Genomic DNA, 14,803 nt, shown 5'->3' with positions numbered 1-14,803 from the left:
CCGGTCTTTCGCTCGGGCTCAGGCCGCTTCAGATTTGGGCGTGTTCAGCCAGGCCATCCGCTCGCGCAGACGGGCGCCGACCTGTTCGATCTGGCTCTCGCGGTCCGCCTTCAGCCAGGCCTCGTACTGGGGCTTGCCGGCCTCGTTCTCGGCGATCCAGTTGCGCGCGAAGGTTCCGTCCTGGATCTCGTCCAGAATGGTCTTCATCCGGGCCTTGGTCTCTTCGTTGACGACGCGCGGGCCGCTGGCGACGGCGCCGTATTTGGCGGTTTCCGAGATGAAGTGGTGCATCTTGGAGATGCCGCCTTCGTAGAACAGGTCCACGATCAGCTTCAGCTCGTGCAGGCATTCGAAATAGGCGATCTCGGGCTGGTAGCCGGCCTCGACCAGGGTGTTGAAGCCCTGCATCACCAGTTCCTTGGCGCCGCCGCACAGGACGGCCTGTTCGCCGAACAGGTCGGTTTCGGTCTCTTCGCGGAAGGTGGTTTCCAGCAGGCCGCCGGTCGCGCCGCCGTTGCCCTTGGCGTAGCCCATGGCCCGGTCGCGGGCCTTGCCGGTCGCGTCCTTCTCGACCGCGAACAGGCTGGGCACGCCGCGCCCGCGCTGGAACTCGCGACGGACCAGATCGCCCGGCCCCTTGGGCGCGACCAGGATGACGTCCATGTCTTCGCGCGGGGTGATGCGGCCGTAGATGATCGAGAAGCCGTGGGCGAACAGCAGGGCGGAGCCCTGTTTGGCGTTCGGCTCGATGATGTCGCGATAGACCTGATCCTGAACCATGTCGGGGGTCAGGATGGCGATGATGTCGGCGCCCTTGACCGCTTCGGCCGGCTCGGCGGTCGGGACGCCGTCGGCGGTGGCGTGTTTCCAGCCCGTGCCGCCGTGACGGACGCCGGCGACCACGTCATGGCCGCTGTCCTTCAGGTTCTGGGCGTGCGCCCGACCCTGCGAGCCATAGCCGATGATGGCGATGCGCTGCCCGGCGATCGCGCCCGGCTTGATGTCTTCGTTGGTGTAGATGGTGATGGCCATGAGAATTCAGGCGTCCTGAGCAGCAGCGGATTTGTGAGAGGCCGGGATTTGCGCCGGCGGCGGGTTGGGGATGGTGACCGCGCCCTGGGCGGCCGAGGCCACGGAGGCGCGGTATTTGGCGAAGACGCCTCGCGCCGGGCGGACCACGTGGGGCGTGAAGCCCGCCCGGCGCGTCGCCAGATCGACGTCCACGTCGATCCGGCGGTTGGTGACGTCGATGGTGATGCGGTCACCATCGCGAATGAGGGCGATCGGGCCTCCGACGGCGGCTTCCGGCGAGATATGGCCGGCGACGAAGCCGTAGCTGGCGCCCGAGAAACGACCGTCGGTCAGCAGGGCGACATTGTCGATCTTGCGGCCCTTCAAGGCGGCGGTGACCTGCAGCATTTCGCGCATGCCGGGGCCGCCCTTGGGGCCTTCGTAACGGATGATGATGACGTCGCCCTCGCCCACCGAACCGTCCTGGACCGCGTGGAAGGCGTCTTCCTCGCTGTCGAAGACACAGGCCGGACCTTCGAACTTGTCGACCTTGTGACCCGTCAGCTTGATGACCGCGCCCTCAGGGGCGACGTCGCCATAGATGACGGCGAAGCTGCCGCGGTCCATCACGGGGGCGTCGAAGGTCGTCACGACGACCTGGCCCGGCGTCTCCTCGGCCTCGGCCGCCTCGGCGAACAGGCTGCGGCCGCTGACGGTGGGCGTGTTCACGATCTTGCCGGCCTCAGCCATACGTTGCGTCACCAGACGGGTGCCGCCGGCGGCGAACAGGTGCGAGGCCAGGAAACGGCCGCCAGGCTTCAGATCGCAGATCACCGGCGCCTCGACACAGGCTTGGTGACAGTCCTCGACCCCGAACTCGATCCCGGCCTCGGCCGCGATGGCCGTCAGGTGCATGACGGCGTTGGTCGATCCGCCCGAGGCCGAGACGGCGACGGCGGCGTTCTTCAGGCTGGCGCGGGTGATGTATTTGCGGGCCGTGTCGCCGGCGAAGACCCGTTCGACGATCAGCCGGCCGCAACGCTCGCCCTCGGCCGCCTTGCCGGGATCGACCGCCGGCACGTCATTGGCGCCCATGGGGCTGATGCCCATGACCGACAGGGCCATGGCCATGGTGTTGGCCGTGAACTGGCCGCCGCAGGCGCCGGCGCCGGGGCAGACGGCCTGTTCGACCGCCTTCAGCCCTTCGTCGTCCAGGGCGCCGGCCGAATGGGCGCCGATGGCCTCGAACACCTCCTGGACCGAGACCTCCTTCGAGCCGATCACGCCCGGCATGATGGTGCCGCCGTAATAGACCAGGCCGGGGATATCCATCCGCGCCAGGGCCATGGCCGCCGCCGGAATGGTCTTGTCGCAGCCGACGATGCAGACCACGCCGTCCAGCTGGTGCCCCTCGATCGCCAGTTCGATCGAGTCGGCGACGACCTCGCGGCTGATCAGCGAGGCCTTCATGCCCGCCGTGCCCATCGAAATGCCGTCGGTCACGACGATGGTGTTGAAATCGACCGGATAGCCGCCGGCCGCGATGATCCCGGCCCGCACGTCCTTGGCCAGCCGGTCCAGGTGCATGTTGCACGGGGTGACCGTCGACCAGGTGTTGACGATGCCGATCATCGGCTTGTCGAAGTCGGCATCCTGCATGCCGGCGGCGCGCAGATAGGAGCGGGCCGCCGCCCGGTTCGGACCGGCCGTCACCGCCGCGCTGCGCGCGTTGGGCTTTCTGGGCTCTGAGGTAGAATCTTGCGTCATCGGTCCGGTTCGTTTCGAACCGCCAAGCACGAAAAACCCCGCTTCCTTTCGGGAGCGGGGTGGTGCGAGGCGATCCTGAGTGTGTCTAGGTCAGGTCGCAGGCATCCACGCCGCTTGCGTAAGCAGGCCGAGGAGTACGAGGATAATAAGGGTTACGGGGCTTTCCAGGCCGATCGGCGCGCGAACGGCCGCCACCGCCTTCGCGGTGCGTCCCTTCATCATCTCGCGCGTCATCACAGCCACGGGCGGCTCCCTGTTCTGACGCCAAGAAACCATATGGGCCGGAGCCGCACAACCCCTGTCGCAAAAATTTTGCGCAAAAGGCCGACAGCGACCGCAATGGGGGTGTTTCTTACCTTGCGTCCGCAAGTCTCTCCGCCGACCGTAACGGTTCCTTACCGCTTGTTAGGGCCGCAGGCCCCGCGCGGGGTTGAAACCGGGCCGCGACAGTTCCATTGAGACCGCCAACAACATAATCGTTCAGAGGAGCCCCCCATGACCGTTCGCGTCGCCATCAATGGTTTCGGCCGCATCGGCCGTCTCGTCCTTCGCTCGATCATCGAGCATGGCCGCACGGACATCGAGGTGGTGGCGATCAATGATCTGGGTCCGGTCGAGACCAACGCCCACCTGTTCCGCTATGATTCGGTGCACGGCCGCTTCCCCGGCACGGTGACCTCGGGCGAGGACTGGATCGACGTCGGCACGGGCAAGATCAAGGTCACGGCCGAGCGCGACCCCGCCAACCTGCCCCACGCCGAGCTGAAGGTGGACATCGCGCTGGAGTGCACCGGCATCTTCACGTCGAAGGACAAGGCCAGCGCCCACCTGAAGGCCGGCGCCAAGCGCGTCCTGGTCTCGGCCCCCGCCGACGGCGCGGACAAGACCATCGTCTTCAAGGTCAACCACGAGACCCTGACCGCCGACGACATCGTGGTGTCCAACGGCTCGTGCACCACCAACGCCCTGGCCCCCGTCGCCAAGGTGCTGAACGACCTGTTCGGCATCGAGCGCGGCTATATGACCACCATCCACTCCTACACCGGCGACCAGCCGACGCTGGATACGATGCACAAGGACCTGTACCGCGCCCGCGCCGCGGCCCTGTCGATGATCCCGACCTCGACCGGCGCCGCCAAGGCCCTGGGCCTGGTTCTGCCGGAACTGAAGGGCAAGCTGGACGGCTCGTCGATCCGTGTCCCGACCCCGAACGTCTCGGTCGTCGACCTGAAGGTCGTCGCCGGTCGCGAGGTGACGGTGGAAGAGATCAACGCCGCGCTTCAGGCCGCCGCCGACGGCCCGATGAAGGGCGTCCTTTTCACGACGACCGACCCGCTGGTCTCCAGCGACCTGAACCACATCGCCGCCTCCTCCACCGCCGCCCTGCCCCAGACCCAGGTGGTCGACGGCAAGCTGGCCCGCGTGCTGAGCTGGTACGACAACGAATGGGGCTTCGCGACCCGCATGAGCGACACCGCCCTGGTGATGGCGAAGTTCCTTTAAACCCCCGCCTCCCTCTCCCAGCGGGAGAGGGCTTGAGCGCACGGCGGCGCAGCCGCCGTTCTGGCGCGAAAGGGTGAGGGGCAAGGTGTGCGAATTGGCCCACCGGCTGTCCCTCATCCGTCTCGCTCCGCGAGCCACCTTCTCCCCGTGGGAGAAGGATCATGAGAGATCGAAGCCATGACCTTCCGCACCCTCGACGACGCCAAGGATCTCGCCGGCAAGACGGCCCTGGTCCGCGTGGACTTCAACGTCCCTATGGAGGGCGGCAAGGTCACGGACGACACCCGTCTGCGGGTCGCCCTGCCGACGATCCAGCGTCTGCGCGACGCCGGCGCCAAGGTCGCGCTTCTGGCTCACTTCGACCGTCCCAAGGGCCAGCGCGTCCCGTCGATGAGCCTGAAGCCGGTCGTAGATGATCTGGAGACCCTGCTCGGCGCCCCCGTCCGCTTCGCCGACGACTGCATCGGCCCGGACGCCGTGGACGCCATCCGCGACCTGGACGCCGGCGGCGTGGTCCTGTTGGAGAACGTCCGCTTCCATGCGGCGGAAGAGGCCAATGATCCGGTCTTCGCCCGGAAGCTGGCGGATCTGGGCGATCTCTATGTCAACGACGCCTTCTCGGCGGCGCACCGCGCCCACGCCTCGACCGAAGGGATCGCCCACCACATCCCCGCCTACGCCGGCGAATCCATGCGCCGCGAACTGGACGCCCTGGACGCGGCGCTCGGCAATCCGCAAAAGCCCGTCATCGGCATCGTCGGCGGCGCCAAGGTCTCGACCAAGCTGGACCTCTTGAAAAACCTGGTCGGCAAGCTGGACCGCCTGGCCATCGGCGGCGGCATGGCCAACACCTTCCTGTACGCCCAGGGCATCGACATCGGCGGCTCCCTGGCCGAGCGCGACATGGCCGACACGGCCCGCGAAATCATGGCCGAGGCCGAGGCGCGGGGCTGCAAACTGCTGCTGCCGGTCGATTTCGTGGTGGCGACCGAGGTCAAGCCGGGCGCCGCCGCTCGCCCGGTCGCCGCCGGCGCCGCCCTGTCGGCCGACGACAAGATCCTGGACGCCGGCCCGGCCACGGTCGCGCGTCTGCTGGAGGCCCTGACGGCCTCCAAGACCCTGATCTGGAACGGCCCTCTGGGCGTGTTCGAGGTGCCGCCCTTCGACGCCGCCACCGTGACGGTCGCCCGTCATGCGGCGGCCCTGGCCAAGGCCAGCGTCCTGACCGCCGTCGGCGGCGGCGGCGACACGGTCTCGGCCCTGAATCACGCGGGGGTGTCGGACGACATGACCTTCGTCTCCACCGCCGGCGGCGCCTTCCTGGAATGGATGGAGGGCAAGCCCCTGCCGGGGGTCGAGGCCCTGCGCGCCTGAACCCTGACGCAGCGGAAACAACTGTAACACGGCGTGACTTTGAGCGCGCCGCCCGCTAGTCTCGCGCCCAATCAAAAAAGACTTTCGGCTCAGGAGACTTCATCATGGCGCGCATCACGCTGCGACAGCTGCTCGACCACGCGGCGGAGAACGGCTACGGCCTTCCCGCCTATAATATCAACAACATGGAGCAGGGCCTCGCGATCATGGAGGCGGCCCATGAGGTCAATGCGCCCGTGATCATTCAGGCCTCGCGCGGCGCCCGGAACTACGCCAACGACATCGTCCTGGCCAAGCTGATCGACGCCCTGGCGGAACTCTATCCCGACATCCCGGTCTGCATGCACCAGGACCACGGCAACGGCCCGGCGACCTGCGCCACCGCCATCCAGTACGGCTTCACCTCGGTGATGATGGACGGCTCGCTGGAAGAGGACGCCAAGACCCCCGCCTCCTATGAATACAATGTCGAGGTCACGCGCCGCGTCACCGAAATGGCCCACGCCTGCGGCGTCTCGGTCGAGGGCGAACTGGGCGTGCTGGGCTCGCTGGAGACCGGCATGGGCGAGGCCGAGGACGGCCATGGCTTCGAGGGCAAGCTGGACCATTCCCAGCTCCTGACCGACCCGGATCAGGCCGTCGAATTCGTCGCCGCCACCAAGGTCGATGCCCTGGCCATCGCCATGGGCACCAGCCACGGCGCCTATAAGTTCACCAAGAAGCCGGACGGCGACATCCTGGCGATGAACGTCATCGAAGAGATCCACCGCCGCCTGCCCAACACCCACCTGGTCATGCACGGCTCGTCCTCCGTGCCGCAGGAGCTTCAGGACATCATCAACCAGTACGGCGGCGAAATGCCCCAGACCTGGGGCGTGCCGATCGAAGAGATTCAGCGCGGCATCCGCCACGGGGTGCGCAAGGTGAACATCGACACCGACAACCGGATGGCCATCACCGGCGCCATCCGCAAGGTCCTGGCCGAAAAGCCGGGCGAGTTCGACCCGCGCGCCTATCTGAAGCCCGCCAAGGAGGCGATGAAGAAGCTCTGCAAGGAGCGCTATCAGCAGTTCGGCTGCGAGGGCCAGGCCTCGCGCATCCGCCCCTTGTCCACCGCCCACATGGCCAAACGCTACGCCTCGGGCGAGCTTGACCCGTCCTTCCGCAATGCGGCGGTCAAGGCGGCCTGACGACCGCCCCTCCCTGATCAGACCGGGTAGCGGCCGCTCAGTTCGAACCGCACCCGGTCCTCTTGCCAGCGCGCCCGGTCCAGCTCGTCCCTGGCGTCGCGGGCGTTGCGGCGGGCGTCGCGGATTTCGCCCCGCACCTCTTCGATTCGGTTGCGGATCCGCTCCTTCTCCTCGTCGGTCAAGCCGTCCTGACGCAGTTCGCGCTGTTTGGCATCCAGCTTGTCCTCGCGGTCGTCGATCCGCGCCTCGGCGCTTCTCAGCGCGCTCTCGGCCGCCTCCACCGCCGCTGCCGCCTCATGCAGTCGCCGCCCGTCGTTATAGGCCGGGAGGAAGGCCGCCTCCTCCTCGGGCCGACAGACGCCGTAATAGGCGTTGCCCGCCCGCCCCTCGATCCAGCCGCGCTGGAAGGTGCAATAGCCGCGCAGCCCGTCTTCGCGTGCTCGGCTGTAGGTCGCCGGATCGGGCGCGACCTGATATTTGGCGCAGGCCTGGGCATGGTCGTCCAGCCGGCTCATCGGATAGCCCGCCGCCCCGTCGGCGTAACCCTTGTCGCCCCAGGCGCCCGCCAGACATTCCTCCTGGCTCATGGTCGAGCAACTGCCCAGCAGAACGGCGGCGGCGACGCCGCCCGCGATCATCAAGGTCTTCATCACGGTTCCCCACGCCCCCAAGCGCCACTATTCACGTCAGATCAGGCCCGACGCAAGCGCCCTCGCTGGCAGCCGATCTTCCGATGCTTTACGGATAGAGGGTGTCCGACCCCGAACTGATCGACGACGAAGACCCGGCGCCGGCCGCCGAGACCCTGGAGGCCCGTATCGACCTGTCCGGCGTCCGGCTGGACAAGGCCCTGGCCGAGGTCTTTCCCGACCTGTCGCGCGCGCGTCTCCAGGCCCTGCTGGCCGAGGGGGCGGTGCGCCGTGACGGGGTCGTCCTGACCGGCGGCTCGGCCAAGGCCCAGCCGGGCCTCTATCGGGTCGATCTGCCGCCCGTCGCCCCCGCCGCTCCCCAGCCCCAGGTCCTGCCGCTTGCGGTCCTCTATGAGGATGCGGACCTGATCGTCATCGACAAACCCGCCGGAATGGCCGCCCATCCGGCGCCGGGCACGCCCGACGGCACCCTGGTCAATGCGCTGCTGGCCCGTTGCGGCGACAGCCTGTCCGGCATCGGGGGCGTCGCCCGACCGGGCATCGTCCACCGGCTGGACAAGGACACCTCGGGCGTCATGGTCGCGGCCAAGAGCGACCGCGCCCACCAGGGCCTGTCGGCCCTGTTCGCGACCCACGACATCGAACGCACCTATATCGCCCTGACCCGCGGCGCGCCGACCCCGCTCCAGGGCCGGATCGAGACGCGCATCGGCCGCTCGACCGCCGACCGCAAGAAGATGGCCGTGCTGAAGACGGGCGGGCGCGAGGCGATCACCGACTATCGGGTCCAGCGGACCTTCGGCGAACCGGCCCGCGCCGGCGGCGCGCCCTTGGCGGCGCGTGTCGCCTGCACCCTGCAAACCGGCCGCACCCACCAGATCCGGGTTCATCTGTCGTCCAAGGGCGCGCCCATCCTGGGCGATCCGGTCTATGGCTCCGGCAGCCTCGCCGCCCCGGTCCGCGCCGCCCTCGCCGAGGTCGGGCTGACGCGCCAGGCCCTGCATGCCGCCGTCCTGGGCTTCGTCCATCCGATCACCGGCGCGCCCCTGCGTTTCGAAACCGATCCGCCCGCCGACATGGCGGCGCTGGAACGCCTGCTGTCGGCGCTGTAGGGCCGGCCCCAGATCGCCGCGAGAGACCGGCCGGGCACGACCTGGCCCTCGCCGAACCCCTGCCGCCGGGGGCGCGTCTTGAATAGCAACTGACTAAGTTCTATATTGAGCCGGTCGGCGTGAGTGGCGCCGGGGTCACGGTCACGCTTTCGTGTGACGATCCGCCCCTAAAAATGGCGGCAACCCATCGCTACTTTACCGGTTGAGGGGTGAGGCGTCGGCGCACATGCCGTGGCCGACGGCGAAGCGCCCGCTCGTTCTAGACGGTCGGAGGGACCATATGGCTGCCAATAGCACGCTCGCGGTGATGTCGCCTGAACAGGGCCTGTCGCGTTATCTAACGGAAATCCGCAAGTTTCCGATGCTGACCAAGGACGAGGAGTTCATGCTCGCCAAGCGCTGGTCCGAGCATCAGGATCCGGAAGCCGCCCACCGTCTCGTCACCTCCCACCTGCGCCTGGTCGCCAAGATCGCCATGGGTTATCGCGGCTACGGCCTGCCGATCGGCGAGGTGATCTCCGAGGGCAACGTCGGCCTGATGCAGGCCGTCAAGAAGTTCGATCCGGACAAGGGCTTCCGCCTGGCCACCTACGCCATGTGGTGGATCAGGGCCTCGATCCAGGAATACATCCTGCGCAGCTGGTCCCTGGTGAAGATGGGCACCACGGCTGCGCAGAAGAAGCTGTTCTTCAACCTGCGCAAGGCCAAGAGCCAGATCTCGGCCTTCGAGGAAGGCGATCTGCGCCCCGAACATCTGTCGGCCATCGCCACCAAACTGGGCGTGTCGGAACAGGAAGTCACCGACATGAACCGCCGTCTCGGCGGCGACGCCTCGCTAAACGCGCCGCTGCGCGCCGACGGCGAAAGCGAATGGCAGGACTGGCTGGCCGACGACACGGCCGTCTCCCAGGAGACCCAGCTCGCCGACGACGAGGAAAAGGGCATCCGCATGAGCCTCCTGCAGGAGGCCATGGAGGAGCTGACGGATCGGGAAAAACACATCCTCACAGAGCGCCGCCTCAAGGACGACCCCGTCACGCTTGAGGAACTCGCCGGCCATTATGGCGTCTCGCGCGAGCGGGTGCGTCAGATCGAGGTCCGCGCCTTCGAAAAACTGCAAAAGGCCATGCGGGCCGCCGCCGAAGAGCGCAATCTGGTCGACGCCTGATTTCCTCGGGTATCAGGACGCCCTGGCGACCGGCGCGTTCGACGCCGGCGTCTGGGTCAGGGCCAGTATGGCCCCGACCGGCTGGGCCAGACCGGCCTTGGTCACGCCGCCGCCGTCCATGAATGCCTCCAGCCCACCCGCCGCGATCGCCAACCGGGCGTCGCCGCTCTTGATCGCCACCGCCTTCAGCGTCTGCGCCTGCTGGCGGATGGCGCGGGTGGCCTGGGCCGGGTCCTGGTCGAACTGGGCCATGGCCGCAACGAGGATCCGCATCGCCTGATCCTTTATGTCCAGCCCGCCCTTGGCCGACGCATCGGTGCGGCGCTTGGGCGCTCCGGCGTATTCGCCCGAGTTGAAGCGCCGACGATCCGGCCCGACATAGCCGACCGCCTCGATCCAGGGGCGGGGCTTCAGGGCGACGTTCTCCACCCGTTTGAACAGATCGCCGGTCGTATAGGGTTTTCTCAGAAACTCGTGAACGCCCGCGTCGCGCGCCCCCTTGATGGCCGCCGCCGTCGCCTCGTTCGTGACCATGATGATCGGCGCCATGCGACAGACCATGGAGGAGCGCCGCACCCGCCGCGCCAGCCGCTCCCCGCTCAGGGTCGGGCCGGCGTATTCGGTGAAGATCACGCCGGGCTCGACGTCGCGCAGCAGCTCCACCGCCCGCTCCTCGTCGCTCTCCACATAGATTTCCCGCGCGCCCAACCCCTTGATCAGGTCCGACATCAGACGCGCAGAGGCGGCGTTGGGTTCGATGATGGCGACGCGCCGCACCGTGGGCTCGATGCGGCTCAGGGTCTTTGCGTCCGCAGTGAACAAGGGGTCGGCTCCGTTTGACTCCTCGACCCTATCTGACCGCCGTTAAGACTCGCTGAATTGCTCAGCCCTGGAAGGGATCGCGCATCAATATGGTGTCGTCCCGCTCGGGGCTGGTCGACAGCAGGGCCACCGGCGCCCCGATCAGCTCCTCGATCCGACGCACATATTTGATGGCGTTGGCGTTGATGTCCTTGAAGCTGCGCACGCCTCCGGTGCTCTCGCTCCAGCCTTCCAGCTCCTCGAACACCGGCTCCGCCGCCGCCTGGTCCTTCAGACTGCTGGGCAGATAGTCCAGCACCTCGCCGTTGACGCGATAGCCGACGCAGATCTTCAGCGTCTTCAATCCGTCCAGCACGTCCAGCTTGGTCAGGGCGATGCCGTCGATGCCGTTGATCGCCACCGACTGGCGCACCAGCACGGCGTCGAACCAGCCGCAACGCCGCGCCCGTCCGGTGTTGACCCCGACCTCGCGGCCGACCGTCGCCAAATGCTGACCGACCGCGTCGTCCAGTTCGCAGGCGAAGGGCCCTTCGCCGACCCGGGTCGTATAGGCCTTGACGATGCCCAGCACATAGCCGACGCCCCGAGGCCCGATGCCCGACCCCGCCGCCGCCTGCCCCGCCACCGTGTTGGAGCTGGTCACATAGGGATAGGTGCCGTGATCCACGTCCAGAAAGGCGCCTTGGGCCCCTTCGAACAGCACCCGCTTGCCCGCCTTCTGCGCCTGGTCCAGCACCCGCCAAGCCGGCTTCACATAGGGCAGGATCTTGGGCGCGATCTCCAGCAGTTGGGCCAACAGCGCCTCCGGATCGATCGGCTCCAGGCCCAGACCGGCGCGAAGGGGATCGTGGTGCGAGCGCAGCCGGTCGATCTTGACCTTCAGGTCGTCCGCATTGGCCAGATCGCACACCCGAATGGCGCGTCGCCCCACCTTGTCCTCATAGGCCGGGCCGATGCCGCGTCCGGTCGTGCCGATCTTGGCCCCAGGCGCGCTGGCCGCCGCCTCGCGCGCCACGTCCAAGGCCGGATGGATGGGCAGGATCAGACAGGCGTTGTCGGCGATGGTCAGGATGTCGGGGCTGATGTTCACGCCCTGCGCGGCGATCTTCTCGATCTCGCCGACCAGGTGCCAGGGATCGACCACCACCCCGTTGCCGATGATCGACGGCTTACCCTGGACGACGCCCGAGGGCAGCAGGGCCAGCTTATAGACCTTGCCGTCCACGACCAGCGTATGACCCGCATTGTGCCCGCCCTGGAACCGCACCACCATGTCGGCGCGGTTGGACAGCCAGTCCACGATCTTGCCCTTGCCCTCGTCGCCCCACTGGGCGCCGACCACCGCCACGTTCGCCAAAGTCCGTACTCCGCCTCGCGTCCTCGTCGGAGAACGCATCAAAACCAGCAGGCGCCGCAGCATTGCGACGGTCTGAATGCGGGCGCAGCCTATAGCGGGGGAATCGTCCGGTGTCGTCCCGATCCGTCGTATTTTACGACAGTTCCCCCACCGCCGTCTCGAACGCCCATTCGAGCCACGGCGTCGCCGCCACTACATCGGCCGTCTCGACGGTGCAGCCGCACCACAGCCGAAGGCCCGGCGGCGCGTTCCTGTGGGGCTCCATATCGAACACGGCGCCCTCGCCTTCCAGCAGGGCCTTGAACCGTTTGACGAAGGCCTTCTGCCCCGCCTCGTCCAGGCCGGTCACGCGCGGATCGAGGAACTTCAGACAGACCGAGGTGGTCGAGCGGATTTCGGGCCTCTCGGGCAGGAAGGCGATCCAGTCGGTCCGCTCCACCCAGTCAGCCAGGGCGGCGAAGTTGGCGTCGGTGCGCCGGACCAGTTCGCTCAAGCCCCCGATCCCTTGCGCCCATTCCAGGGCGTCGATCCAGTCCTCGATGGTCAAAATAGAGAAGGTGTTGATCGCCACCCCGTCGGCCAGGGCGCGATCGAACCCCTTGCCGTCGGTCAGGCGCAGCAGTTTCGGGACGGGTCGTTCGGGCCGATAGGAATCCAGCCGCGCCACCGCCCGCGGCGACAAAACCATCACCCCGATCCCCGCCTCGCCGCCCAGCGCCTTCTGGAAGCTGAAGGTCACCACATCCAGCTTGTCGAACGGCAAGGGCATGGCGAAGGCGGCCGAGGTGGCGTCGCAGATCGCCAGCCCCTCGCGATCGTCCGCGATCCAGTCGGCGTCCGGCACGCGCACGCCCGAGGTCGTGCCGTTCCAAGGGAAGACCACATCCTTGGACCAGTCGGCCCGGCTCAGGTCCGGCAGCTCGCCCCAGGGCGCCGTCAGGGCCTCGGGCTCCAACCCCAGATGATCGCGCACGTCCGCCAGCCAGGTCAGGCCGAAATTCTCGAAGGCGACCACCTGCACCGGCCGCTGACCCAGCATGCCCCACAGGGCCGCCTCGACCGCCCCGGTGTCCGATCCCGGCGTATAGAGCAGCACATGGCTGTCCGGCACTTCCAGCACCGCCCGCGTCAGTCTCAGCCCGTGGGCGAACCGCTCCACCACCTCGGGCGCGCGAATGCCCCGTCCCAACAGGTCCTGCGGCAGGCCGCCCAGGCTGTAGCCCGGCCGTTTGGCCGTCGGTCCGGCCGAGAACCACGGCCGCGCCGGTTTGACATCAGGCTTTGCGATCATGGTCTCTTCCCCTTGCGCGACCGCGCGTCACCCGGCCCAAACGCCGCTCAACGCCCCGGCGTATAGGGCCGCTTGGCCCGCCAGTCTTCGGCGAACTTGATCAGGGCCGCATCCGGCGTCTCGGGCAGGGTCACGACGATACGGGCCAACAGATCGCCGCGCCGTCCCTGGGCGAAGGCGCCCCGTCCCTTCAGCCGCAACAGCTTGCCCGAGTTGGAGCCCGGCGCGATCGTCACCTGCACCTCCCCTTCCGGCGTCGGCGCCCGCACCTTGGCCCCCAGAACCGCATCGGGCACCGAGACCGGCAGGTCCATCGTCAGGTCCGCCCCGTCGCGCTTATAGATGGGGTGCGGCTCGATCTTCAGCTCGATCAGGGCGTCGCCGTTCTCGGCGCCCCGCCCCGGCGCCCCCTGGCCGCGCAGGCGGATGGTCTGGCCGTCCGACGCGCCCTTGGGAATGGTCACGTCCAGGGTTCGACCGTCTGAGAACTGGATTCGCCGGGTCGCCCCCGAAATGGCGTCCTCCAGGCTGATGTTCAGGCTGGCGCGCACGTCCTGGCCGCGCGCGGTGAAGTCGCGCGGACCCCGCTGGCGGCCCGCGCCCCCGAACATGCCGAACAGATCGTCCAGGTCGATGCCTTCGAAGTCGGCCCGACCGCCCGGTCCGCCGCCGCCGGAGAAGCCGCCCTGGCCGAAGGGATTGCCGCCCGGCCGTCCGCCCCCGCCGAAGCCGCGATACTGTTCATTGCCGTCGGCGTCCAACTGGCCCGCGTCATACTTGGCCCGCTTTTCCGGATCGCCCAACAGGTCGAAGGCCGCCGTCACCCGTTTGAACCGTTCCTCGGTCTTGACGTCGCCGGGGTTCTTGTCGGGGTGCAGTTCCTTGGCCAGTTTGCGGAACGCCTTCTTGATCTCGTCCGCGCTCGCGCCCTTTGAAACGCCCAGTTCCTTATAGGGGTCGCCTGCCACGTCCGTTGCCGCTCCAACTGAAAACACCTGAGAGGCCGTCAGTTAAGCCATGCCCCCGCCCCCGCAAAGGGCCGGACCCGGATATTTGCTCAGGCCAGAGCCTGATCCGTTGAGGAGGAACCGCTTCGCGGTTCCGCTGAAACGGTGAATCAGGCTCCAGATTAGAGCGAGAGCCTGATTCACGCTTCTGTCGGAACCGCCGCGCGGTTCCGTCCGAAACCATCAGGCTCTAAGCCGATTTCCGCCTCGGCGCCCCAGCCGAACCCCTCCCCCCACTGGGCCACGGCGATCCGCGCCGTCGGCGGCGCCCCGTCCGGAAAGTCCGCCGCCGCGTCCGCTGCGGCGTAAAGGGCCGTCGCCCCATCGACCTCCATCGTCCGCACCACCGCGCCCCCGTTCGTCACCCGGAGACGAAAACGCATCGGATCGACCGGCGTCGGCTCGCCGTCCCAGCCGTCGCCGTACAGCCGCACGCGCGGCGTCCAACTGATCCGCCGGCCCTCGGCCGAGGCCCGGACCGTCAGCCCCGCCGGCGACCACGGCCGGTCGTAAAGCCCCCGCAGGGTGAATCCCGCCTCGCGGAACCCCGC

General features: G+C 68.0%; 14 protein-coding genes. 5 read left to right on the top strand and 9 right to left on the bottom strand.

Going from position 1 to position 14,803, the window contains the following annotated elements:
• Window positions 1–18: 18 nt before the first annotated feature.
• From ilvC to AC07XS_RS09965, 3 genes are all read right to left on the bottom strand, one after another.
• Window positions 19–1,032 (bottom strand): ketol-acid reductoisomerase, encoded by a 1,014-nt coding sequence (gene ilvC, locus AC07XS_RS09975; protein ID WP_182714315.1) that lies wholly within the window; start codon window positions 1,030–1,032, stop codon window positions 19–21.
• A 6-nt stretch (window positions 1,033–1,038) separates the two neighbouring features.
• Window positions 1,039–2,778, bottom strand: a complete 1,740-nt coding sequence (gene ilvD / locus AC07XS_RS09970) for a dihydroxy-acid dehydratase (RefSeq protein ID WP_182714314.1) — start codon at window positions 2,776–2,778, stop codon at window positions 1,039–1,041.
• 90 nt (window positions 2,779–2,868) lie between these two features.
• A complete protein-coding gene (locus AC07XS_RS09965; protein ID WP_182714313.1) occupies window positions 2,869–3,021 on the bottom strand; it encodes a hypothetical protein in 153 nt (50 codons plus the stop codon).
• Window positions 3,022–3,273: 252 nt separating this feature from the next.
• Between AC07XS_RS09965 and gap the strand changes: the two genes are divergently transcribed.
• The 3 genes from gap to fba all read left to right on the top strand — a co-directional run bounded on the left by gap (window position 3,274) and on the right by fba (window position 6,845).
• Complete coding sequence (gap, locus tag AC07XS_RS09960) at window positions 3,274–4,281, top strand: type I glyceraldehyde-3-phosphate dehydrogenase (protein ID WP_054764915.1); 1,008 nt, start codon at window positions 3,274–3,276, stop codon at window positions 4,279–4,281.
• A 177-nt stretch (window positions 4,282–4,458) separates the two neighbouring features.
• Window positions 4,459–5,655 carry a phosphoglycerate kinase gene (locus tag AC07XS_RS09955; protein ID WP_182714312.1) on the top strand — a complete coding sequence of 399 codons (1,197 nt, stop codon included), beginning with the start codon at window positions 4,459–4,461 and terminating at the stop codon, window positions 5,653–5,655.
• A 104-nt stretch (window positions 5,656–5,759) separates the two neighbouring features.
• Entirely contained in the window at window positions 5,760–6,845 is a 1,086-nt protein-coding gene (fba, locus tag AC07XS_RS09950) for a class II fructose-bisphosphate aldolase (RefSeq protein WP_054764913.1), read from the top strand.
• A gap of 17 nt (window positions 6,846–6,862) precedes the next feature.
• Here the strand turns inward: fba and AC07XS_RS09945 are convergent, their stop codons facing one another.
• Window positions 6,863–7,495 (bottom strand): DUF2799 domain-containing protein, encoded by a 633-nt coding sequence (locus AC07XS_RS09945; protein WP_182714311.1) that lies wholly within the window; start codon window positions 7,493–7,495, stop codon window positions 6,863–6,865.
• 101 nt (window positions 7,496–7,596) lie between these two features.
• On the opposite strand from AC07XS_RS09945, the gene AC07XS_RS09940 reads away from it, so the two are divergent.
• Both AC07XS_RS09940 and rpoH read left to right on the top strand, forming a co-directional pair.
• Window positions 7,597–8,607 carry an RluA family pseudouridine synthase gene (locus AC07XS_RS09940; RefSeq protein ID WP_182714310.1) on the top strand — a complete coding sequence of 337 codons (1,011 nt, stop codon included), beginning with the start codon at window positions 7,597–7,599 and terminating at the stop codon, window positions 8,605–8,607.
• A gap of 280 nt (window positions 8,608–8,887) precedes the next feature.
• On the top strand, window positions 8,888–9,775 hold the full coding sequence (gene rpoH, locus AC07XS_RS09935; protein WP_082382620.1) for an RNA polymerase sigma factor RpoH: 888 nt from the start codon (window positions 8,888–8,890) through the stop codon (window positions 9,773–9,775).
• A 12-nt stretch (window positions 9,776–9,787) separates the two neighbouring features.
• On the opposite strand, the gene AC07XS_RS09930 is transcribed toward rpoH, so the two are convergent.
• The 5 genes from AC07XS_RS09930 to AC07XS_RS09910 form a co-directional block, all read right to left on the bottom strand.
• A complete protein-coding gene (locus tag AC07XS_RS09930) occupies window positions 9,788–10,597 on the bottom strand; it encodes a response regulator (protein WP_054764910.1) in 810 nt (269 codons plus the stop codon).
• A 61-nt stretch (window positions 10,598–10,658) separates the two neighbouring features.
• Window positions 10,659–11,954 (bottom strand): adenylosuccinate synthase, encoded by a 1,296-nt coding sequence (locus AC07XS_RS09925; protein ID WP_182714309.1) that lies wholly within the window; start codon window positions 11,952–11,954, stop codon window positions 10,659–10,661.
• Between the two features lie 133 nt (window positions 11,955–12,087).
• Window positions 12,088–13,245: a phosphoserine transaminase gene (locus tag AC07XS_RS09920; protein WP_182714308.1), complete on the bottom strand. Its 1,158-nt coding sequence runs from the start codon at window positions 13,243–13,245 to the stop codon at window positions 12,088–12,090.
• Between the two features lie 47 nt (window positions 13,246–13,292).
• The gene (locus AC07XS_RS09915) at window positions 13,293–14,213 is read right to left on the bottom strand and encodes a DnaJ C-terminal domain-containing protein (RefSeq protein ID WP_054764907.1); all 921 of its coding nucleotides are present in this window, start codon (window positions 14,211–14,213) and stop codon (window positions 13,293–13,295) included.
• A 179-nt stretch (window positions 14,214–14,392) separates the two neighbouring features.
• Window positions 14,393–14,803, bottom strand: a 411-nt coding sequence (locus tag AC07XS_RS09910; RefSeq protein ID WP_321208063.1) for a hypothetical protein, incomplete at its 5' end; no start/stop codon positions are given.

Source organism: Brevundimonas sp. GW456-12-10-14-LB3, from assembly GCF_059424365.1.
The sequence above is the reverse complement of the archived record's forward strand: the minus strand, read 5'-3'. Positions and strand labels throughout refer to the sequence as shown.